Genomic DNA, 24,472 nt, shown 5'->3' with positions numbered 1-24,472 from the left:
TTTAAGGTTCACTTATTTTTTCAATATATGATGTTATCAAACACTTTTTCCAAATAGCGTTCTTTCATCGAAAATTTTTTATCGGAATGGAATACTTCAAGAATTTCTTTTTTTAACTGGCCAAGCTCCATTGTGGAGTAATGATGGTGATGGATAGCTTTTTCAATTTTTTCAAAACAACCATCTTCTTCGTCACAACAAAACTCGTTGTAAATGGTATTAAAAGTATTCTCATCCGTTTTAGATTTAATTAAGGTTATTTCAGCCTCTGATTCTTCTTGGTCTATTTTTGCACAAAGGAGTAATATGTATATTTTGAGTTCTGCTTTGGACCAGTTAGTTAATTCGTTTTTCATAGGTATATATTTATTATTAATTTGTAATCGTTAATTTAAACTCCCCAGTAATGACATCTTTTATAAACTGTATCAATCCAGAGAAATAGGTTTCAGGATCATCGTATTGCGACGTAGGCCCAGCGTTTGCATTTTTTGCTGGTTCATTATGTGTTCAAGTAGCTCGTTTCATAATTTTTAATTTTAGTTGATGTTAAAATCAGTATCAATTAAGTTCTCGTTAAAGAAATTTTATGCTTTGTAGTTCTTTTTAATTTTTTGGGTCGTTTTTAGTTGTTGGTTCATGAAAATGAGTCATAAAAAATCAGTTTCCATAAAGGGCCTTTCCAGCAGCTTCATATTTATCACCAGCCGTCCAAGTCGGTGTTTTTAGATCGTTGGCAATATGGCGTCCAGATAAAATATAGGCTCTAAAAAACTTTAATAAATAATCGTAATCTAAAGTATCGGCTTCATCTCCGGGTTGGTGGTAGTATTTTGTAACATCGCCATTAAATGCGCTAAACCCTAATGAGAAGGTTGGAGCGGGAATTCCTTTTTTGGCAAAGTGTACATTATCACTGCGGTCAAACAAACCCTGCTCTGGCGCTGGATCATCAGTAGCTGTCAAGTCAAAAGTGCTAGCAGCATCTTTGATATGTTGCGCTACTGTCGTTCTCGGTAAACCAATTATCGTGACCAATGACGTATCGTTATAGCCAGCATTGTCACTATTAAAACAATACACTATTTGCTTTAAAGGTAGTACAGGGTTTTCCACATAAAACTCACTACCTAAAAGCCCTTTTTCTTCTCCTGTAAACAGAATAAATAAAGCCGATCGTTTGGTGGGATATTTTGCTAAATTTTCAGCCATACTCAAGACTGTAGTGGTGCCTACGGCGTTATCTCTTGCGCCATTGTAAATGGTATCTCCTGTCTCATCTGGTGTGCCCATACCTACATGATCATAGTGTCCTGAATAAATAATATAGTCATCTTTTAATTTCGGATCTGTGCCTTCTAGAACGCCTATTACATTTTGAGATAGCACTAGTTCTTCTTCCTTATCACCAATGGTAACTTTAGCCGGAATACTTTTTAAAGCGCTGAGCTCGGTAGCCATTTTATGGTTTGTATCTAAAACCCAAAGATGAGGTATTTGTTTATTTTCACTTATTTTGGCTTCTTGATTTTCATGATCAGATAGCATTAATTTTGAGCCATTGAAATTATGGTGAATAAATTCCCACATAGTACCATCCGTATCTAAAAGCTCTATAATAGCAGCGACACCGTTTGCTTTGGCTAATTCCTGTTTTTTACCAAGTAAGCCATAGGCAGCTCTCGCATCTTTGGTCTCCGTACTTCCCGACTTTACTATGATGACTTTTCCTTTTACATTTTTTCCAGAATAATCATTTTCAAGGCCGTAGTTCAAATACACCGCATCAGTATTTGAAGTTAAGGCATATGGATCCACTAAAGCGTAGTCTTTAATTTGTTGACCATTAATTTCTATGATAACTTCGGAGGGAGGTGAAACCCGTTTCAGTGGCACATCTTGATAGTAGGTTCCTGTTTTTGGGTTGGGTTTTACACCATAGCTGCGTAAGGTATTTGCCAGATAAGACGCGGCTATTTTATTTTCGGCTGTGCCTGTTTCTCTACCCTTGAGCAAGTCGTCTGCCAAGAAATAGATGTGCCCTTCAATGCTTGCTTTACTGGTCGTCTCGATAACTTTTTCTTGTTCTGTTTGTGCGTTACTCGTTATACTTAGCGCAAGAGCTAGAAGTATTAAGCTGGTTGTTTTTAGTTTCATTTTTATCGGATTTTTAGTTTAATTTAAAAGGTTATGCGGTATGGTAGCTCTAAATATTTAAAAATAGACTCGCCTTATTTTCATTTCATAGTGATAGCAATATAGTTTTGTACAATCTCCTCTAAAACTACCAAAGGCACAGCACCATTTTTTAAAACCACATCGTGAAAATCAAGTAAATCAAAACGCGCTCCTAATGCTGTTTTGGCCATTTCTCGTAGTTCCAATATTTTTAGCATACCTATTTTGTAAGCACATGCTTGTCCTGGCATCACGATGTAACGCTCAATTTCTGAAGTTACTTCTCCCGTGGTCATCCCTGTATTGGTTATCATATAGTCTATAGCTTCTTCCCGTGTCCATTTTTTATAATGAATACCTGTATCAACTACCAATCGTACCGCTCTAAACATCTCGGCTTGTAGCCTACCCAGATTTCCAAAAGGGTCGTTCTCATAAAATCCTAATTCCCAAGCGAGTTGTTCTGTATAGAGTGCCCAACCTTCCGAATACGATGTAAAAGGAATAACAGTTCTAAACATAGGCAAGTCCTGTAATTCACTTTGAATCGCGATCTGAAAGTGATGTCCAGGAATCCCTTCGTGGTACGCTAAGGTTTTCATACCAAATTTTACGGTTTCATTCGTGTTTCTTAAGTTAGCAAAAAAAACACCTCCACGTGATCCATCCATCGCTGGTCTTTCATAATAGGCACCGGCTGATCCTTCTTCTTTAAATTCTGGCACACGTTTTACCTCCATACTGGCCTTTGGTCTTACATTAAACGCATCGTCTAGATTAGCACTTATGTCTTCAATTATGCGTGCGTAGTCATCGAGAATTAGTTGTCGTCCTTCGTCTGTATTTGGGTATAGAAAACGATCTTCAGTATTTAATTTTTGAATAATTTCCCCAAGGGTTTTTGTAGAATCTGCATAATCTTCCGACGAGAGAATGACATTCATTTCACTTTTAATGCGTGCCACTTCAGATAAACCTAATTGATGCACGTCTTCCGGGTCAAGATCTAGTGTGGTATTTTGTTTTAATTGGTACCGGTAGTAGGCATCGCCATTTGGGAATTTCCAAACCCCAGCATCATTCGTGGCTTTTTTGTTTAGGTTTTCAAAATAGGCAATCAACTTTTTGTAGGCTGGAAATACGGTAGTTTCTATTTCGCTTTCGACCTGCTTTTTGAAGTCTGCTTTCTGTTCTTCTGAAAGGTCTGTGAGTTTATCTACCTTGGTTTCAAAATTTACATAGAGGATGTTTGATTGTACCGCAGCTATTTCTTTATCTGAAGTTGACCCAACAAATCCCTCCATTTCATCTAATACCATTTTGATGATAAATTTTGGTGGAACAATACCTTTTGATTCGCTTAAATTGAGTGTTTCAATAAGTTGATTAAACTTGGTGTCAAATTTTGAAAGACGAGAAATATAAGCTTCAATATCACTTTCATCGTCTAATTTATGGGCACTTTCCATTAAACTAGGTAGGCTACTCTGTACACCAAACATTTGGTTGACTGGATAGCCATAATTTATATATGGTTCTCCATCAATACTACTTTTGAGAAAAAAACCAAGAATCTTAGTATTCAATTGATTTTCGGGCGACTGGTTTTCAAAATTATAACTCAATAGGGTTTCATAATCAGCTTTCATTTTATGGAAAGACTCCAATTGCTTGGCAGGCGAAATGTCATCCAAATCATCCTTATACATGTCGTAAATCACAGGAATACCTAATTGGGTTGATATTTCTGGGCTGTCTAAGGCTAATTCAACAAATACCTTATCATAAAAGTGTTTGATATTGAAGGGCTTAAACCAGATTAGATTGGTAAGCCAAAGCCCTCCAAGAATAAAAAGGATGAGTAATGTTCTTGAGGTGTAAAATTTCCAGTTACGTTTTTTTTTGCTCATGGTTTTTTGGTTTATTAGGTTTTATTTCTGCTTCGTTTAAATTATAAAGGCATCCATGTCACTAAAACAGACTGGAGGATGAAGAAAATAATAAAGGGAAGGACTAAATAGCCCATCACATCTCTCGCTTGAATTTTAATGCCTTTACCCATAATTGGGAACACAAGCAATAAATAAAAAGGTTGTAATATATTAGAAAGACTTTCCCCATAGGCAATAGCTAATGACGCTCTCGATATCATGGCCGATACTTCGTTGGCTGGTAAACCTGCCCCAATATCTTTTACGGCATTGATGATACTTGGGCCTACCACAGCAAATTCACCACCTGCCGACGGTATGGCAAAGTTGATGAGACCACCAGTAACATAAGCAAAGAAGGGATAGGTCTCCATAGTCGCGACAGAGGCCATAACTTCGGCCAGTTTTTCACCTAAACCTGTGTAGAGCATAATACCCATAATTCCGGCATAAAAGGGATACTGATACAGAATGCCAGAAACATTACTACTTGAGCGTTTCATGGCAATGACATAGCGCATCGGTGTTTTGTGCAATGCCAAGCCTACCATTAAAAAAATGAAAATCATAATATTAAAATTCAACTGAAAACCGTAGGTGTAAAAATGATATATAATATAAACCAGCCCCATGAGTACAATAAAAATTTGAAGGAGAACACCATTATTTAAGCTATCGGAAACAGACGGGTAGGATAAGTTGAGACTCAAGGCTTCCTCTTTTATAGAAAGCTCCTTTTTAAGCGTTTTATCTTCAAGCATGTCATCCAATTGTTTAATGTTCTTGGTTTTAGGAATTAAAAAAAAAATGAGTAGTGGTGCAAAGAAGACATAAAGTGCCATCATCGCAAGATTTATTCCTGACCCTAAAGTAAAAGCGGTTGGAATAATGGTGGATAAAATACCAGCTTCTATGAGGTAATTTTCTTCCGTACCTAACAACAGGGGAATAGAACTTGACAAGCCGGTTACCCAGCTTCCACTGCTAAAATAAACACAGGCTATTAAAAATGGATAATTAACGCCCTTGGTACGAACCGCCAATTCCCTTGCCAAAACACAGGTAATGACAATCCATCCAAAACTAATAAGTGACAGCAAAGCACCGATCAATACGACCATAATGTAAACCTGTTGAGGTGTCTTGATGTAATTGGTCAATTTACCTATGCCATTATTTACGGTAGGAGACAATGCAATAGCAAAACCTGTGATGACTATTAATATAATTTGCATCCCAAATTCTAACAAGGACCAAAATCCATCGTACCAACCTTTGATAATTTCTATGGGTTGGACACCGAGCCAAGTAAACGTGATGACGCCCGTAATGATGGTAAGGAGCATGGCAAATACAAAAGCATTAGGCATATATTTCTCAAATACTTTGGTAGATTTTTCTCCGAATTTAGTTAACATGGTTGGTTGGTTTTAATGGGTTAGTGTTTTATTCCTTAATTGGTTTTTTGTTCGCTTAACCACGTATTCACATTGTCTTCCAACACGTTCAGTGGTATTGTACCACTTCCGAGTACAACATCATGAAATGCCCTAATATCAAACTGATCTTTAAGGGTATCTTCAGATTTTTTTCTAAGTTCCTTGATTTTTAACTCGCCTATTTTGTAGGCTAAGGCTTGTCCGGGATCGGCAATATACCTGTCAATTTCAACCGTAATATCGTTTTCATTTTTTCCGGAATTGGTTATAAAATAGTCAATGGCTTCTTGTCTTGTCCATCCAAAAGCATGGATACCTGTATCTACCACTAAACGGATGGCACGCCACATTTCATACGTTAATTGTCCGTACTGAGAATAGGCATCTTGGTACATTCCAAGTTCTGGACCTAGGCTTTCGGAATACAGTCCCCAGCCCTCAATAAATGATGTGAAAAACAGCATAGTCCTGAATTCAGGAACGTTCTCTAGTTCTTGAGCTAGTGCAATTTGTAAGTGGTGCCCAGGTACCGCCTCATGAATAGTCAAGGCTTCCATTTCCCATTTTGGTCTTGTATTTAGCTTGTAGGTATTGGCAAAGAAATAACCTGCCAATCCTGCTTGTAAGGAACCTGGGTTGTAATAGGCGGTAGTGGTCGCTTGTTCAGCATAGGCAGGAATTCTTTTTACACCATATGGGAGCCTTGGCAATTTTCCAAAAAGTTGGGGTAAAACGGGGTCTATTTTTTTACAAATGTCACGATAGGCCGAAAGCAATGCTTCGGGTGTGTCGAAATAGAACTGTGGGTCTTCTTTTAGGAACTTGTTAAAAGCAGCTAGGTCTCCATTGAAATTCAGTTCAGATTTTACTTTTTCCATTTCAAGTTTTATTCTCGCTACTTCTTTTAGGCCTAGGTTGTGGATTTCTTGAGCGGATAAGTTTGTGGTGGTATGATACTTTATTTGCGCATTGTACCAAGCCATTCCGTTGGGCAAATCACTTAGCCCATAACTTTCTCTTGTATTAGGCAAATAAGTATTTGACATAAAAACTTTAAATCGTTCTAAAGCGGGATGAACGCTTTTAGCAATAATACTTTGAGCCTTCCCTTTAAGTACTTCATTGCCTTCCAGTGCTACAAAAGGTGTATAAAAAATACTTTCCGTTGCTGATTCAGCAATCATATCTTTTAATTGATTGGGGACAAGCAATACTGCATTTCTTGGCATTACGATTCCCTTTTCAATTCCTTCTGATAGTGTTATTTCAAGTCTTAGTAAAAGTTTGGATATACCCTCTAGCCTTGCTATAATATCTTCCACGGCCTTTGGCGAATTGGTAGGCATCATTTGAATAACTGCGGGTATCAAGGTATGAATCCCAGAAATTTGGTCTATAATTAAATACTGTTGCGGAAACTGGCTATTCAACGCATATTGGTCACCAACAGAACGATTGAAGATGTTGAAGTTAATCTTATCTTCCTCTGTTAAATCGTTGGGGTTAAACCAGTCTTTAGATTCGTTAAAAATCTTCAAGTTCGCCAAGTTTTTTTTTGTGCCTTCTGGTGAAACATCATCCCATAAATGGTTGTTTCCAGGTTTACCAAAAAAAGTAGCCATTACAGGCGAATCTTCTAATTGACTTTTGGTATAGACTTCAAAAAGTGCCTTTAAACGTACACTTTCGCTACTGAAATTATTACTTTCTTTAATGTAGCTGAGTTTTTCAGTGATGGTTCCATTAAGTGGTTTTGCGTTTTGCGCATGTCCATGTTCACTGCAAAGAAGACAGAGGCTTAGGATAAGAAAAAATAAAATGTTCTTCATGAATTTTTGATTTGTGCTATTTTTGAAACTAATTATTTTGAATGTACGGGTTGTTGCATACTGATGCAATGTATACCACCGCCACCCAAATTAACAGCCAGGGCGTCTATCATTACAATTTCTCGATCTGGAAAAACAGATTGCAATACCAATGCAGCTTGTTTATCATTTTCTTTCAATTTAATAGGCATGCCTTCTCTCCAAAAAGTCTGACCAATAATTACTTTGTTGGTGATGATAAAGTTGAGGTAGCTCAAGGCAGCCATAACTTTTACAGTTTCTCCATCTGGGAAGATATTTTCTTCTTCGTAATCAAGATTTTTTATGTTTTCGTACACATAATCGCCCGGACTCAAAGTTGAAAAAACAGTACCCGGAAGTGGCATTCGAATAATGGTAAATGGCTTACCATCTTGGTCTGTTGCTTTTGATAATATGCGATAATTTTTCTCAATTCTTTTATGGTTTTCAAAAGCAATAGGATCGTCCAATTCCGTGCTATCTATTTGTGCCAAAAGCAAGGTGGAATCATTTACAAACCTAACAAATTCATCAACATGGCCATTGGTCGTCACTACGGTATAGGCCTTTGTTCCGTCCTTAGTTGTAATGGGTCCGAGAAAAGTATGGTCATCTTCAACCAAACCTTGTTGTAACCAGATAGTTTTTTTTACACCTAAAAGGCGCTCATATTCTGCTTCCATTTCCATCTTTGTCATGCTCGGATTTCTGCCCATTTCAACTGCTTCTGTGGTTATCAATGTTCCTTTTCCATTGACTTCTCGATTTCCACCTTCGCTAATCATGGCACTCGAAATCACGGGCAAATTAAAATACTGGGCTACTCTTACATCATACATTTCCTCTGTTTTGGTATCGATATCCAGAGTATCTGCATATCCCCAAGAATCAAAATTAAAGTCTGCTACGGCCAAGTTGTTTTTATTCGTTTCAACGAATATTGGACCCATATCTCTTGCCCAAATTTCAACCGATGGGATTTCCAATAGTTGAATTCTTGGCTGGTTTCCAAAACGATTTTTTAAGATTTGCGAGGCCTGTTGAAGCAGTTCTTTGTCTTTACACGTAACCACAATGTCTATATCTCCTAGTAACGCTTCAATAATAGAAAGGGTAACATTTTCAACCGATTCCCCTTCTTTATGATCGGTAGACGGCCAAATTAACCAAAGAGCTTCTTGCGTTTCAAACTCTGCGGGTTGATTGACCACAACAAGCAAATCATTATTCTTTGGCGATGTGCATGAAACGATTAAAACTGATAGCAGTAAGTGGGTTAAGATAAATTTCATAATTTATACTTTATAATGATTTTGATTTGTACATGATTTGTAAGTGAAATCAATATTTAATTCATCGGTTGTTTTTTCAATGCAATCCAATCTTTTATCACAGCCCTTAATGGCAATAAAGGGATGGACCCATTTTCAAGTATTTTGGTGTGAAATTCTTTGATATTGAACGCATCACCAAGTTGATCTTCTGCCAATACTCGTAACGCTTTTATTTCTTCACCTCCAGTATCATAAGACGTCAACTGGGCTGGCATAACGATACTTCTTTGATATAAATTCAATGCCATTGATTCCTCAATACCAGATTCTATCATAAAGATTATGATCTTTTCTTTAGGCCATTTTTTTAAATGTAAACCAGGATCCATAACGAGTCCCCTTGATGGCCATGCTCTTCTGGATATTAAGGACGCTTTGTAGTTATAAAGCCCCATTTCTTCAGATAGTTGTTCGCTGTATCGTGCCCAGCCTTCACCGTAACTTCCAAACCACATCAAGTTGCGTATCGGATGCATTCCTTTAATATCCTTTTCAATTCCTATCTGTAGATGATGCCCAGGATAGGCTTCGTGGAAGGATAAGGTTTCATTGCTGTAAAAGGTTTGATGCGTTGGGTCTTTTAAATTAATTCGGTAATAGGCTGGTTTGTCTCCTGTGGCAGCCTCATAACTTCCAACGCCAGATTCGTGTGATAGATACGGCTTGATAATTACATCAGTAGAGGGCAAAACATCGAACCAAGCTGCACTTTTAATTTTAGCATCGTTCATTATTTTATTGTTATATGCCAAGATTTCGTCCCTACTTTTAAAATAATTGGTCGAGTCGCTTTTAATGCGATTGATAATTTCTGAAAAATCGTTTGATTGGTAAAGCTCTTTTCCTAATGCCTGAATTTTTAGTGTATTCGCTGCTACGATTTTAGACCCTAATTCAAATAGCTCATCGCCTGACTTTTTTGTAGTGGTCATACTTCGAATAAAGGCTTGGTAACATGCCTTACCATTTGGATTAGCCAAGATAGATACTTCCTCACGGGCTTTTGGCAGGTATTCCGTTTCAAGAAATTTTTGGTATTGTTTAAAAGCGGGCAATACCGTAATAATCACCAATTCTTTCCATTTATTGGCGAAAGCTTCATCTTCACTTCTTTTGGCTGGCGACATAAATGGCGAATCTTCAAGCGGATAGTCTCCAAGCGTTTGCAGTTGCTCAATAACAATGGCTACGATTTCTTTGGGCATGGTATATCCTTCAGCAATCCCAATTGAAAGATTATCCATTTCCGTCTGTAGAATAGCTGGCAGTTTGTTCCAACGTTCGAAAGCTTGAAATTTTAAAGTATCATTTTCAACCGGCTGAAAATCGGCTAAGTACGTCCATATATGATGAATGCCAGTCTCCTGATTCACATTCCATAGGTTTCTTTTACAAACTCGCATTCCAATGCTGCCCTCTAATTGTTCCTTTAAAAGCCAATAGGTTATTCTTTCGCTTTTTTCGGAAATATTTGCTTCGTCTATTATTTGTAAATCAGCATACAGTTTATCTTCAAAATCTTCCCATTTTTTGATATCTGATAATGAATTAATACTCACCAGGCTATGATCCTTTAAAGGAATGTCGCTGGCGTAGGCTTGTTGGGGATTCGTTAATAAAGTTTCTTCAAAAAAGCGGTCTGCCAAATCGATGATAGTTGGTGATTGATTTTTCTTATCAGAAGCGCAACTTACTGCCAGAAATGCTAAAAGGATAATAATTCCGTTTTTCATGATTAAATTTTAATAATTCATTTTCAATGTATTAAACATTGCTTTCCGTACTGTAGGGTCGAAAGACACTACACTACGGAATCGTTAATTGAATGATTGATACGCTACTCTCCACCTTCCTACTTTATTTTCCTTAATATGGCCAGCGCCGAACGGGATATGCCCTGGGTTTCATTGGTCTTGATTGTTGTTACAGTGGCAATATAATGGTAAGAAACATAAGCTAAGTCACTGGATGCTTCTACATGGTCAATTATTATTTCATCGTAGTTTATTTTGATATTTTTAAATGCTTCACGAATAAGCTTGAAGCCATCCTTGCCCATCTCAAGAGCAGGTTTTCCTTCAGACTCCCCATATAAAAAGTCACTCGTAAAGAAATCAGTCCACTGATTAAATACGAGGCTATCTGAAAGGTCTTTGGTCATGGCAACATCCAGCATGGAGAGTACTACTTGTGCTACGGCAAAAGAATCTATTTTAAGGGAATTTTCTTGTTTTTTGATGTCTGCTAAATTGCTGATAGATGCCGTTTGGTTTTTCTTTTCACTATGGCAACTTATGGCTAGAAACGCTAATAGGATTATGAGTGGTTTTTTCATTTTAGATTTCTATTGGTTGGTTATGAGCGTATTATATTTATTCCCAAAAAAAAAGCTATAGGTTATAGTTTATCCTTAGTTTTTGTTGATAAAGAGTAAATGAAAAGTTTAAATTACTGTTAATTAGGTATATTACAAAATAATATAGCACGAAACATGGTAAATGCTTTCTGAAATAAATTTTTTATTTATCCGTAGGTTTCCAAAAGTAAAATGAGAAAACCTCTATCAAATGCACTGTAAGCTATGGATCAGTGATTCTTTTATGGATTTACCGACTCGAATTATTTTTTTATATACCTATCAGTGTTCGCAACTTCATCGAATTGGGAAAGATTAATTGTAAAGGAGGGTTGAACGCTTATAATATATTGTTAGGGTAATTTTTTCTCTATCTCTTTGAGTGTCATCGCCAAAAGGCACTTTTTATCTTTGAAATAAATTGCTCTCCTGTAAAAACAAAATTTAATTTCGTTTTGTTTCGTATGATTATTTTTTATTACATTTGAAGTAAATCAAAATATAGCAATCTTGATTATGAAAAATATAATACTCTTGTTCATCGGCTTGAATTTTATTTCTTGCTCCGTGAAAACCAAGACAGCACCTGAAAAACCAAATATTTTACTCATCGTCATTGACGATCAAGGTTATGCCGACTTTACACCATTTAAAGATCACGATAAAACGGTATCTACCCCAAACATATTACGATTAGGAGCGGCAGGTACTGTTTTTACGCAAGCTTACGTGACTGCGCCTGTTTGTAGTCCTTCAAGAGCAGGAATTTTAACAGGAAAAAATCAGTTTAGATGGGATAAACCAGCAAGTTGGGGACCAGGTTTGCCAGATGAGGTAAAAACTATTGCAGAATATTTAAAAGAAGCAGGCTATCATACGGCGCAAATTGGAAAAAATGATTTGGGGCGCAATTTTCATAAAAATGATGTACGGGAGTATCCATTACAACATGGGTACGATGAATTTTTAGGTTTTAGTGCCCACGCTCATGATTACTGGTTAAACTCTCAAGAAATTAAAGATAAAACACCAGATCCCTACGGCACAAGTGCGCTTTTAGGGCCACTAATGCACAATATGGGGGAGAAGAGTTACAATGAAGGGTATTTAACGGATATTTTTACCGATGAATCGATTGCTTACCTTAAAAGAAAACACGAAAAACCCTTTTTTCTTACCTTATCGTATAGTGCAGTACACCATTTAATTCATGAAGTTCCTAAAAAGTATTTAGACAAATTTGGAGCTAAAGAAATTCCTAATTACGACCCAAGTACTATGGAAGCTTTTGGAAACCATGAGCCAGGTTCATATGCAGCGTACTACGATAAATATTCAAGGGTTGGTGCTATTAAAGCGGATGAATTACGAAATTACTACTTGGCTAATTTAAATAATCTAGATGATAATATTGGTCGTGTTTTAGACGCCTTAAAAGAACAAAACTTAGCTAAAAATACGCTTATTGTTTTTATATCCGACAATGGGGGATCTCCGTTAACTGGCGCTAATAATGCACCCTTAACAGGAGGTAAATATTCGCTTTGGGAAGGTGGTATCAGAGTGCCTATGGCGATAAGCTGGCCAGGTAAAATTGAAACTAATAATATAGTGACCGACTATGTGTCTGCCACCGATATCCTACCCACTCTTTTAGATGCAGCAGGTGTAGAAGTTCAGGATCCAGCCCTTGATGGGATAAGCCTTTTAAAGCCTGATAAAAATAGACTTTTAGTTTGGAAATGGCAGAAAACATGGGCAGTTAGGCAAGGGGATTGGAAATTGACCAATTCACATGAAAACCATTGGAAAAGCGAACCTTCTGTACAGTATATTTCGCCAATAGTAGACAATAGTGAATTAAAGCTTTTTAATGTTACTCAAGACCCAGGAGAACGTAAAGATGTAGCATCAAAGTATCCTGAACAGGTTAAGGCCTTAGAATTGGCTTATAAGAATTGGTGTGATGCGAATATTCAGCAATAAATAAAAGAAGCAAGACGGCATACTTTTTATGGATGGTTTAAGCTTTTGTCCACATGTAGAATTAAATCTAGGGTACAGGTTTAATTCATTTAAACCATTGTAACCTTCACTCCTTTTTCTTCAATTTTCCTCTTAATTTCTGGTGATATCCCTTTATCGGTGATGAGTTCATGAACTTGGTCCATATCACAAATTTTAGCAAAGCTTTTTTTTCCAAATTTTGAAGAATCCGCTAGCACTATAATTTTTTGAACAGCATGGAGCATTTTTTTATTAAGCTGAGCTTCTTCTAAATTAGTGGTAGATAAACCATAGTCTAAATCGAAACCATCGACCCCTAAAAAAAGCTTACTACAAGATATATTACCTAAAATGTGTTCTGCATAGGACCCAATTACAGAACCAGAAGAATGGCGTATATAACCACCAAGCTGTAAAATTTCTATGTTCTTATTCTGTATTAAATGCAGTACCACGTAAAGCGAAGAGGTAATGACCGTAAGTTTATTTTTTGGTTTTATAAACTTAGAAAAGGCTTGCACCGTAGTCCCTGAAGCAATCATTATAGAGTCGTTCTCATCAATCATTTGCGCAGCACGTTGGGCTATACCGTTTTTTTCTTCGACCGATATTTTTTCTTTTTCACCAATTGCCTTTTCATTGATATAAGGGTTGTCTAAAGATGCGCCACCATGAGTCCTGAACAAAAGACCTTTTTCTTCTAATAATCGCAAATCTTTTCGAATTGTGACTGTAGAAACATTCAGCAAATCGCCTAATTCTGATACTTCAAGATGTTTTTTCTTTGCTAATTTTTCTAATATAATTTGATGTCGTTTCATTTTTTAGGATAATAGTAGAATTCATCTACAAAGATAAATAAATGAAACGTACGAAAGAAATTGAAGTTATTTACCTATTAAATCCTATATTTTTTATCAATAAAGTTTCATTTTATTTCGTTTTGATTATAATTTTTTTATATTTGAAAGAAAATAAAGCTAATTAAAATTAAGTTGATTTGTTCGATAGAGCGTCTTTAGTAGCAAAAGTAGCATCCGAATTAGATTGGGATGTAATTGTCATAGGTGGTGGTGCAACAGGTTTAGGCGTTGCTTTAGATAGTGTAACAAGAGGGTATAGCACCTTGCTTTTGGAGCAGTCTGATTTTGCCAAAGGTACCTCCAGTAGAAGCACAAAACTGGTACATGGCGGGGTGCGTTATTTAGCACAGGGTAATATCGATTTGGTGCGAGAAGCCTTATACGAAAGAGGTTTACTGCTTAAAAATGCATCCCATTTGGTACGAAATCAATCCTTTATTATTCCCAATTATTCTTGGTGGGATACGCTACAATATACCATTGGTTTAAAAATATATGATTTTTTATCGGGTAAATTAAGCTTTGGAAGTTCTAAGCGAATATCTAAAAAAGATACATCTTCACGATTAGCTACGATTAAAACAAAAAAATTAAAAGGAGGTGTTGTTTATCACGATGGTCAGTTTGATGATGCTCGGTTAGCTGTTAATATTGCGCAAACTTGTATTGAACAGGGTGCTACCGTTTTAAATCATTTTAAAGTAAAACAGTTAAAGAAAAATGATAAAGCTAAAGTCTGTGGAGTCATTGCGATAGACGTAGAAACCGAAAAGGAATATACCTTAAATGCAAAGGTGGTGATTAATGCTACTGGAGTCTTTACAGATGAGGTATTACAAATGGATAAGTTAGGGGCTAAAAATACCATAAGGCCAAGTCAAGGAATACACTTAGTGTTAGATCGTTCTTTTTTGCCTGGTAATGATGCTATCATGATTCCGAAAACTACAGATGGTCGAGTGCTATTTTTAGTGCCATGGCACAACAGAATTGTAGTCGGCACAACAGATACCTTGCTAGACAGTCATAGTTTAGAACCAAAACCTCTAGAGAAAGAAATAGATTTTATACTTGAAACGGCAAATGAGTATCTTAATAAGCCTGTAAGCCGGGCAGACGTTCTGAGTATCTTTGCCGGCTTAAGGCCTTTGGCAGCACCTAAAGATAATTCAGAAAAAACAAAAGAGATTTCTAGAAGTCATAAAATTATTGTTTCTGAATCTGATTTAGTGACCATTACCGGTGGAAAATGGACGACCTACCGCAGAATGGCCCAAGACACTATAAACAAAGTCATTGCCTTAGGTAAACTACCACAAAAAGCGTGTAAAACAAAGCATCTCCCGATACATGGCGCAGACGGTTCAGCAGATGATGCAGATCATCTTTATATTTATGGAACAGACCAAAAAGCGATAGAGGCGCTCATTGAAACTGATCCAGAGCTGGGCAATAAACTACACCCTAGATTAGAGTTTTTAAAAGCAGAAGTAGTATGGGCGGTTACTCATGAAATGGCGCGTACTATAGAGGATGTTCTGGCCAGGCGCGTAAGAATTTTGTTTTTAGATGCCAAAGCAGCTCAAGAAATAGCACCTCAAGTAGCCGAAATCTTAGGGAAGTATTTAAATAAAAATGAAGCTTGGAAACAAAGTCAAATTGAGGAATTTATAATTTTATCAGATCAATATATAGTCTAAATGTGGAATACTTCGTTCTAATTCGTTTTTTTTTATTCTATTTTTAAACCTAAAACAAATACCATGGAAAAATACATTCTTGCTTTAGATCAAGGTACAACAAGTTCACGAGCTATTGTTTTTGATAAACAAGGAAATATTATTTCGATAGCTCAAAAAGAGTTTACTCAATATTTTCCAAAACCGGGCTGGGTTGAACATGACCCAACAGAAATTTGGTCTACGCAAACAGGTGTTGCTGCTGAGGTAATTGCCAAAAAAGGGTTGAATGCAGAAAATATTGCTGCCATCGGGATTACAAATCAACGAGAAACTGTTCTTGTTTGGGATAAAAATACAGGAAAACCAGTTTATAATGCCATTGTATGGCAAGACAAAAGAACAGCAAATTATTGCGATGAACTCAAAAAACAAGGCAAAAATGATCTCATAAGAGAAAAAACAGGATTGGTGATTGATGCTTATTTTTCCGGAACAAAAGTAAAATGGATTTTAGATAATGTAGAAGGTGCAAGAGAAAAAGCTGAAGCAGGGGATCTTATCTTAGGTACTATTGATACTTGGTTAGTTTGGAATTTTACAAAAGGCGAGCAGCATATAACGGATGTAACCAATGCATCAAGAACCATGATGTTCAATATTAACACGATGGATTGGGATGATGAACTATTAAAGTTATTGACCATTCCAAAAAGTATGTTGCCAAAAGTTAAGGCCTCTAGTGAGGTTTATGGGCATACAAGTTCTACTTTTTACGATACCAAAATTCCTATTGCGGGGATTGCAGGAGATCAGCAAGCAGCTTTATTTGGCCAAATGTGCACAAAACCTGGAATGGTCAAAAACACCTATGGTACGGGTTGTTTTATGTTGATGAATATTGGCGATAAACCTGTCGTATCAAAAAATAATTTACTCACCACGGTCGCTTGGAAAATAAACGGTAAAACTACCTATGCTTTTGAAGGAAGTATTTTTATTGCTGGTGCTGTGGTACAGTGGTTACGTGATAGTCTAAAAATTATAAGAAACTCTGCAGATGTAGAAAAGTTAGCAAGTTCTGTCGAAAGTACCGAAGGAGTGTATTTTGTTCCAGCATTTGCGGGTCTTGGCGCACCCCACTGGAATCAAAAAGCACAGGGCACCATTTTTGGTTTAACCAGAGGAAGTACAGATGCACATATAGCTCGAGCCGCTTTAGAAGCTATTGCCTACCAAACAATGGATATTTTAAAAGCCATGGAAGCAGATGCTGAAATATCAATTAAAGAATTGCGTGTTGATGGGGGAGCAACGATTAATAATATGCTCATGCAGTTTCAAGCTGATGTTTTAAACACGGAAACGGTGCGACCTAAAATTGTAGAAACTACAGCCATGGGAGCCGCTTTTTTAGCGGGTTTAGCAGTTGGTTACTGGGAAAGTCCTGAAGAAATTGAGCAGATTTGGCAAACGGATAAACGTTTTAAACCTACCAAAGAAAGAGCAGTTATAGATCAAGAGATTAAAGGGTGGTATAAGGCGATTAGGGCATTGGAATACTGGACTGAAGAAGATTAGAGAGTCAATGTATGGCGTTTAAAATAGCGTTGAACTGCCTTAAGGGAGTTTTTAGATTCGATCAGCCCAAAATTATTTTGAATTTTTTCTTTTACAAAGAATATAGTCCAATTTGTTTTAATTTGTAACTCTTTTACTTGAGTAGAAGTAAAAGACTATTTATAATGTACATAAAAAACAGAATACTTCATAAAATACGAACCAAAGCCACAAGATTATGACGCCATTTATTTCAGAAATTATTGGAACAGCAATCCTTATTTTATTGGGTGGGGGTGTTGTTGCCAATGTTGTTTTGAATAAAACCATAGGGAATAATAGTGGTTGGATGGTGATCACCACGGGTTGGGCTTTAGCTGTTTATGTAGCGGTTGTTATTAGCGGTCCTTACAGTGGCGCCCATTTAAACCCTGCCGTAAGTATTGGTTTAGCTGTAGCAGAAAAATTTCCTTGGCAAGATGTTCCAAGCTATGTTTTAGCTCAAATGCTAGGTGCCATGTTGGGTTCTGGAACGGTATGGCTAATTTATAGAGATCATTTTGCGGCAACAGAAGATGCAGGAGCAAAAAAAGCTGTTTTTTGCACTGCTCCAGCCATTCGCAATATTTTTTCGAACTTTATAAGTGAAACAGTAGGAACCTTTGTATTGGTTTTCGCTGTACTTTATTTTACAGACGCAACACTTACAGAACCGGGAACAGTTATTGGTTTAGGCTCTTTAGGCGCTTTGCCTGTAGCTTTTGTAGTTTGGTCTATTGGTTTGTCTTTAGGCGGTACAACTGGGTATGCCATTAATCCTGCGCGTGACTTAGGACCAAGAATTATGCATGCCATATTGCCTATAAAAAATAAAGCGGCAAGTGATTGGAGCTACGCCTTAATTCCTGTTTTGGGCCCTATTGTCGGCGCCTGTTTGGCTGCTGTATTGATGTTGATTTTATCCTAAAAGTGTTGTAAATCGGAGCTAATTAGAGCTTAAAAATTCCATTTTAAATGACCTACTATTTTGTATAACCACTTTCAAAAACTATATTTATAACAGGTTTTGGGTTTGTTATCATTGCAGAAACCTGAGCACATAATGAAAATTCTTCAATTTTTTTTATTAGTTTTTTTCAACTTGGCGTGTTTCTGCCAGGAGATACCCCCTATTCAAAAATATACGGCAGAGGATTATGGTGGAGATAATCAAAACTGGATGGTTTCCCAAGCGTCTAATAACTTTATTTACGTTGCAAATAATCGAGGACTTTTAGAGTTTAATGGATCAGATTGGCGCCTTTTCAATTCTCCTAATAATACCATTATGAGAGCTGTAAGTGTCATTGATGATATGATCTATACGGGTTGTTATTCTGAATTTGGGTATTGGAAACCAAATGAATCTGGAGTACTTTTTTATACTTCTCTTGTGCAAAATTTAGAAATGCCAATGGCAGAAGATGAACAAGTTTGGAATATTATTGGTTATGATGAATGGGTATTGTTTCAAACAAACGATCATATTTATTTTTACAATACAGCAACCCAAAAGTTTAAAACCATTAAAGTCAACAATCTTATATATAAGTTGTTTAAAGTAAATGATCAGATTTATTTTCACGTGGCCAATGAAGGGCTATATCGTATAGACGGTGGCATACCAAATTTAATTATCAAGGGCGATATTGCCGAAAAAGAAAGAATTATAAACGTTTTTGAAGTAGACAATGCATTAGTTATTATCACTAGAAATTTGGGATTTTATAACTATCAAGACGGGGAATTAAAAAAATGGTCTATTGAAGCCGATGACCTATTGAAAACTACCAGTGTTTTTACGGGCATACAACTCAAAGACGGTTCTTTTATGTTAGGCACCATTTCTAACGGATTAATTCATATCACAAAAGAGGGGCGCATAGATTATCAAGTGACTCAAAAAAGAGGACTAAGTAATAATACCGTGCTATCCCTTTTTGAAGATAAGGCTCAAAATGTTTGGACCGGTTTAGATAATGGCATTGATTGCGTTAATGTTCAATCTGCCATTAAAACCTTATTCGATTATGAGGGTATTATAGGTACTGTTTATACTTCTCAAGTATTTAAAGGCTATTTGTATATTGGCACTAATCAGGGCCTATTTTACAGAAATCTGGAGCACCACAATGAAAGTTTTAGGTTTATTAAGGGTACCGAAGGTCAGGTTTGGAGCCTCTATAATCATAATGATAACACCTTATTTTGTGGTCATCATTTAGGAACTTTTATTATTGATCAAGACAAAGCAGAACAGGTTAGCAGCATTCTTGGCACCTGGGACATCAAAGAAATTCCACATCGAGAGAACATATTACTTCAAGGTAATTATAACGGATTAAACATTTTACAAGAAATTAATGGAACCTGGAATGTTCGAAATAAAATTGATGGTTTTAAAAATTCTTCTCGATACTTTGTCTTGAATGAGAATCAAGAGGTTTGGGTGAATCATGAATATAAGGGAGTTTTTAAATTGAAACTAGATCATCAATTTACCAAAGTCATAGACTTTAGTATGGAGGAAAATTTAGCTATCGGAAAAAATTCGGGTTTAACGATGTATGGAGATGATATCATCTACGCTTCAGAAAATGGAGCTTTTAGGTATAATTCAGTGAAAAATAAATTTATAAAAGATAGTATTTTAAGTGCTATTTTTTCAAAAGACAATTATATATCTGGGAAATTAATCGTAGATAAAAAAAATAAGTTATGGGCTTTTACGAAAGATAATTTAGTGTACATTACCAATGACGTTGTAACAAATAACCCCAAAATAAATACAATTTCAATTTCTTCATACTTGAGAAAAGGACCCCTAGGATATGAGAATATAAGTTTACTCAATACGGATAAATATCTTTTAGGTACAGCTAATGGATATATCACCATAGATCTTTCAAAAATCAACCACAGGAATGAACATTTTATATATTTAAATGCCATTACCTTAGAAGGCCTCAATGATCAAACACAGGTTATTGATACTAAAAATACTGGTGAATTTGACTATGACAAAGGCATTATTAGTTTTAACTATTCTGTTCCTGAATATGAAAAATTTTTAGATGTCAAATACCAATATAGACTTAAAGGCTTATCCGATAAATGGAGTAAATGGTCTAACGAATCCCGTACAAGATTTGAAAATCTATCTTTTGGAGATTATAATTTTGAAGTGAGAGCTAAAATAGGCAATCAAATATCAAAAAACACTTTAAATTATAATTTCATGATTAGCAGGCCATGGTATTTTAGTAACCTCGTCTTAACTTTTTATTTCGTTGTTCTAACTTTTATAGGCTTTATGACCCACAAAGCGTATAAAAGATATTATCGTAAACAATTAAAGCATGAGCAGTTAGAAAATGAACAAACCATCATGCAAATTAAAAATGAAAAGTTAAATCAGGCTATAGAAAGTAAAAATCGTGAATTGGCAATTTCTACGATGAGTATCATAAAAAAGAATGAAGTACTTAACAGTATTAAAAAAGAATTAAAAAAGAATTCTAAGTCCATGGAAGTTGAATCGGCCATAGTGCTAATCGATAGAAATTTAAACAATTCTAAAGATTGGCAGTTTTTTGAAAAGGCATTTAATAATGCCGATAAGGATTTTTTAGAAAAAATAAAAATAGCACATCCTGAGCTTACACCTAACGATTTGCGTTTTTGTGCTTACTTGCGATTAAACTTATCGTCCAAAGAAATAGCACCTCTACTTAATATATCTACAAAGAGCGTTGAAACTAAACGTTATCGTTTAAGAAAACGTTTAAATTTAGAGCATGACGATGGTTTAGTAGAATACATCTTAAAATTTTAAAACCACTACAAGGTGTTTATTGACCACTACAAAACCACTACAAGACCTTATTTTTCAATATTCTTAATAATTTTAACATATTTGAATAACTTAGGTTTTTTGTAGTAAACACGCACTATCAGCGATTTTTTTGTTAATTTTCTCTTAAACCTTTTATCATGTTCGTTTTTTGTCGAGGTGTGAATTACCAAAATAGTATTTTTTTGAACTTAAATTTACAAAAACATAATATTAGACGTGGTTGTTTACAGAATCACTATTCCTACTATTGTAGTCAATCATAATTTTAACAAAAACTAACTTTCATGAAATTAAAATTATTTAATCAAAAATTTAAATTGTTGTTTGCCTGTTTTCTCTTCTCTAGTTTGGGTTTAGTCAGCGCTCAAACAATGCAGATTTCTGGAACTGTAACTTCAGCTGGCGATAATATGCCACTACCGGGAGCATCAGTTATAGTAAAAGGGACAACGAATGGTACTTCTACAGATTTTGATGGTAGGTTTACCATCACTGTTGCCAATTTGGATGCTGTTTTAGTGGTATCGTATATTGGTTACACACCTCAAGAAGTTAATGCTTTGAGCAGTGAAATGACTATTACACTTCAAGAAGATGCCAGTGCTTTAGATGAAATTGTTGTGGTTGGGTATGGTACACAAAGGAAAAGTGATATCCAAAATGCAGTAGCGACAACGGATTTAGAAAAAGCTGTTTTAACGCCCACATCAGATGTAACAGAAATGCTAAGAGGAAGAATTGCAGGCCTACAAGTTCAAGTGGGTGGTGGTACTTTGAGACCAGGTGGAAACTCTGAAATCATCTTTAGAGGACGTGGTTCTATTGAAGGAAATACAAGTGCAATTTATGTGGTTGACGGAATTATTAGAGATGGTGGCATTGAAGACATAAATGCCGATGACATTACCTCTATTGAAGTACTAAAGGATGCTTCGGCTCAGGCTATTTATGGCTCAAGGGGGGCGAATGGAGTAATTTTAATTACTACGAAACGAGGAACAAGTGGTCAAATACAAGTAAATTATCACGGTTTTGTGACCTCAAAAACTGTAGAACGTAATTTTGATGTGTATAGCGGGCAAGAATTTGCACAATTACGTAGAGAAGCTATCCGTGCTAACAATGCAACGGATGAATACCCAAATGAAATAGATGCATTTTCATTGGTTGAAATTGACAATATCGCTAACAATCGATTTGTGGATTGGGAGGAAGAGTTATTACGATCAGGTTTGATTAATAGCCAAACAATTAGTATTTCTGGAGGTACAGAAATGACAAAGGTTTATTCGAGTATAAACTATTTTAAAGAAAATGGTATTATTCCAACATCTAGTTACAGCAGAACGAATTTGCGTTTAAACGTAGATCAAAAAATCAATGATAAATTTTCTGTTGCCTTTGATTTGAATCTCTTAACAGATGATATCGCTAGATCAGCTAATGTAAATGTCATTACCACCTCTCCTTTAGGAAGTGCTTTTGATGCAGATGGTAATATCACGCAATTTCCTAGTGGCGAGGAATTAACAGCTACGAATCCATTGTGGAATTTAAGAGAACAAACTAATGATGAATTAGGTAATGATTTTGTGATTAACATATCACCTATGTATAAAATCACTGATAATTTATCCTACCAATTAAAAGCAAACCTCACGCGTAAAAATTCTGAACGTGGACAATACCAATCATCTTTGAGTTCACCAGGGGCGACTGAAAGAGGTGTGGCAAGAATAGAAAATCAAACAAGAAAATCATATTTAATTGAAAACATCCTGAACTATGACAAAGAGTTTACAAAAGATCATAAATTTAATTTAACCCTAGTACAATCGTCACAAGAAGATAGGTTTAATGGAACTTTAACCGAAGGACAAGGTTTTCCTAACGAAGATCTAGGCTACAATGGGATTGGCAATGCAATAGGTAACGTAACAGTAGTACGTGCTGAAAACCCACTTAATTTAACGTCTTACATGGCGCGTTTACGGTATAATCTTTTAGATAGATACTTGTTTTCAGGGACATTTAGAGCGGATGCAGCATCGACAAACGCAGAGAACAATAAATGGGCACAAAGCACAGCAGCTTCTTTTGCTTGGAAAATGCATAATGAAAGTTTCTTTAGAGAAATAGATGCCATTCAGGAATTAAAATTTAGAGCCAGTTATGGTACGCTTGTGAACTTTCCATCTAGTCCGTTTAGATCATTATTTACAGCAGAGGATCAGCCTTATATCTTCAATGGACAAACGGCTTCAGGTTTTTCTCCAACAGGAGTATTGCCCAATAGAGATTTAAAATACGAAAGAGTCACGACCTTAAACCTTGGTTTAGATTTTTCGCTATTCGATAGATTCTTAACAGGAGCCTTTGAATATTATGACGCTAGAACAACCGATTTATTATTACAACGAGGTGTGCCTTCAATCACTGGGTATAATCGCACCTATTTCAATGCTGGAGAATTACAGAATACCGGGGTTGAATTAAGCTTAACTGCTAACTTAATAAATACTCAAGATTTTAGATGGTCGGTATCTACCAATTGGTCTAACAATAAAAATAATTTAGTAGATTTATATAATGATGGTAATGGAGACGCCATTTTGGAAGATGATGCTTTTGATTATTTTGTTGGTCAACCTGTTGGAGTTATACGCCAGTACGCATTTGACGGAATTTGGCAAGTTGGAGATGATTTTGCAAATGCGCCTCAAGCAAATCCAGAGTCAACTATTGTACAGACAGATTTAAGACCAGGTGATATCAGAATTAAAGATACAAATGGTGTTGATATAGATGGCAATATCACGGGAGTTCCTGATGGTAGAATTACACCAGAAGATCGTGTTTATACAGATCCTAATCCAGATTGGTTTGGGTCATTGTCTTCAACTTTAAATTACAAAGGTTTTGATTTATTTGTTGATTTTTATGCGGTAGAAGGAGCCACTAGAGTAAATCCTTTTTTATCAGACTTTAACAATGGGGGTACTTTATCAGGTAAATTAAACGGAGTTAAGGTTCCCTATTATACACCAGAAAATCCATCAACAACCTTTCCAAGACCAAGTTTTGATACTGCTCCGCAATATTTGAATTCTTTAGCCATTAAAGATGCTTCCTATGTTAGGTTAAGAACATTGAGCTTAGGCTATACATTACCATCATCATCGCTTCCGAAATTAAATATAGATTCTATTCAGTTTTATGTAACGGCAACAAACGTGTTTACTAAGACAGATTATATTGGCTATAGCCCAGAGGTAAACATAAGAAATACTTTTTCAACTGCCGATACGGGATATCCTGATGCGAGAGCCTTAACTTTTGGAGTAAAAGTTGGTCTATAATTAAAATAATTAAAAAAATAA

Annotated in this window: 15 protein-coding genes; 6 read left to right on the top strand and 9 right to left on the bottom strand. The window is 35.9% G+C overall.

The features are described from left to right. Positions 1 to 20: 20 nt before the first annotated feature. From GQ45_RS09920 to GQ45_RS09885, 8 genes are all read right to left on the bottom strand, one after another. Positions 21 to 356 carry a hypothetical protein gene (locus GQ45_RS09920; protein ID WP_047417419.1) on the bottom strand — a complete coding sequence of 112 codons (336 nt, stop codon included), beginning with the start codon at positions 354 to 356 and terminating at the stop codon, positions 21 to 23. Positions 357 to 660: 304 nt separating this feature from the next. Then, positions 661 to 2,157 (bottom strand): M28 family peptidase, encoded by a 1,497-nt coding sequence (locus GQ45_RS09915; protein ID WP_047417416.1) that lies wholly within the window; start codon positions 2,155 to 2,157, stop codon positions 661 to 663. 80 nt (positions 2,158 to 2,237) lie between these two features. Next, the gene (locus tag GQ45_RS09910) at positions 2,238 to 4,088 is read right to left on the bottom strand and encodes a DUF885 family protein (protein WP_047417412.1); all 1,851 of its coding nucleotides are present in this window, start codon (positions 4,086 to 4,088) and stop codon (positions 2,238 to 2,240) included. Positions 4,089 to 4,129: 41 nt separating this feature from the next. After that, positions 4,130 to 5,527: a short-chain fatty acid transporter gene (locus GQ45_RS09905; RefSeq protein WP_047417409.1), complete on the bottom strand. Its 1,398-nt coding sequence runs from the start codon at positions 5,525 to 5,527 to the stop codon at positions 4,130 to 4,132. A 35-nt stretch (positions 5,528 to 5,562) separates the two neighbouring features. Then, positions 5,563 to 7,377, bottom strand: a complete 1,815-nt coding sequence (locus GQ45_RS09900; RefSeq protein ID WP_047417407.1) for a DUF885 family protein — start codon at positions 7,375 to 7,377, stop codon at positions 5,563 to 5,565. A gap of 32 nt (positions 7,378 to 7,409) precedes the next feature. Next, positions 7,410 to 8,690: an agmatine/peptidylarginine deiminase gene (locus GQ45_RS09895; RefSeq protein ID WP_081980911.1), complete on the bottom strand. Its 1,281-nt coding sequence runs from the start codon at positions 8,688 to 8,690 to the stop codon at positions 7,410 to 7,412. A 56-nt stretch (positions 8,691 to 8,746) separates the two neighbouring features. Next, positions 8,747 to 10,465, bottom strand: coding sequence for a DUF885 family protein (locus GQ45_RS09890; protein ID WP_047417401.1), 1,719 nt, complete (start codon positions 10,463 to 10,465; stop codon positions 8,747 to 8,749). Positions 10,466 to 10,584: 119 nt separating this feature from the next. Further along, a complete protein-coding gene (locus GQ45_RS09885) occupies positions 10,585 to 11,067 on the bottom strand; it encodes a hypothetical protein (RefSeq protein WP_156125401.1) in 483 nt (160 codons plus the stop codon). A 588-nt stretch (positions 11,068 to 11,655) separates the two neighbouring features. Here GQ45_RS09885 and GQ45_RS09875 point away from each other — a divergent pair. Beyond that, positions 11,656 to 13,074, top strand: coding sequence for a sulfatase (locus GQ45_RS09875; RefSeq protein ID WP_197056936.1), 1,419 nt, complete (start codon positions 11,656 to 11,658; stop codon positions 13,072 to 13,074). Positions 13,075 to 13,163: 89 nt separating this feature from the next. Here the strand turns inward: GQ45_RS09875 and GQ45_RS09870 are convergent, their stop codons facing one another. After that, positions 13,164 to 13,916, bottom strand: a complete 753-nt coding sequence (locus tag GQ45_RS09870) for a DeoR/GlpR family DNA-binding transcription regulator (protein ID WP_047417390.1) — start codon at positions 13,914 to 13,916, stop codon at positions 13,164 to 13,166. Between the two features lie 179 nt (positions 13,917 to 14,095). On the opposite strand from GQ45_RS09870, the gene GQ45_RS09865 reads away from it, so the two are divergent. From GQ45_RS09865 to GQ45_RS09845, 5 genes are all read left to right on the top strand, one after another. Beyond that, positions 14,096 to 15,658: a glycerol-3-phosphate dehydrogenase/oxidase gene (locus tag GQ45_RS09865; RefSeq protein ID WP_047417387.1), complete on the top strand. Its 1,563-nt coding sequence runs from the start codon at positions 14,096 to 14,098 to the stop codon at positions 15,656 to 15,658. 63 nt (positions 15,659 to 15,721) lie between these two features. Beyond that, entirely contained in the window at positions 15,722 to 17,218 is a 1,497-nt protein-coding gene (gene glpK, locus GQ45_RS09860) for a glycerol kinase GlpK (protein WP_047417385.1), read from the top strand. Positions 17,219 to 17,435: 217 nt separating this feature from the next. Beyond that, the gene (locus GQ45_RS09855) at positions 17,436 to 18,164 is read left to right on the top strand and encodes an MIP/aquaporin family protein (RefSeq protein WP_047417383.1); all 729 of its coding nucleotides are present in this window, start codon (positions 17,436 to 17,438) and stop codon (positions 18,162 to 18,164) included. Between the two features lie 135 nt (positions 18,165 to 18,299). Next, positions 18,300 to 21,071: a triple tyrosine motif-containing protein gene (locus GQ45_RS09850; RefSeq protein WP_047417380.1), complete on the top strand. Its 2,772-nt coding sequence runs from the start codon at positions 18,300 to 18,302 to the stop codon at positions 21,069 to 21,071. A gap of 305 nt (positions 21,072 to 21,376) precedes the next feature. Beyond that, positions 21,377 to 24,451: a TonB-dependent receptor gene (locus GQ45_RS09845; RefSeq protein ID WP_047417377.1), complete on the top strand. Its 3,075-nt coding sequence runs from the start codon at positions 21,377 to 21,379 to the stop codon at positions 24,449 to 24,451. The last annotated feature ends 21 nt before the right edge of the window (positions 24,452 to 24,472 follow it).

Source organism: Cellulophaga sp. Hel_I_12 (assembly GCF_000799565.1).
Classification (GTDB): domain Bacteria; phylum Bacteroidota; class Bacteroidia; order Flavobacteriales; family Flavobacteriaceae; genus Cellulophaga.
Note: the sequence above shows the minus strand (reverse complement) of the source record. Positions and strands in the feature narration are given on the sequence as shown.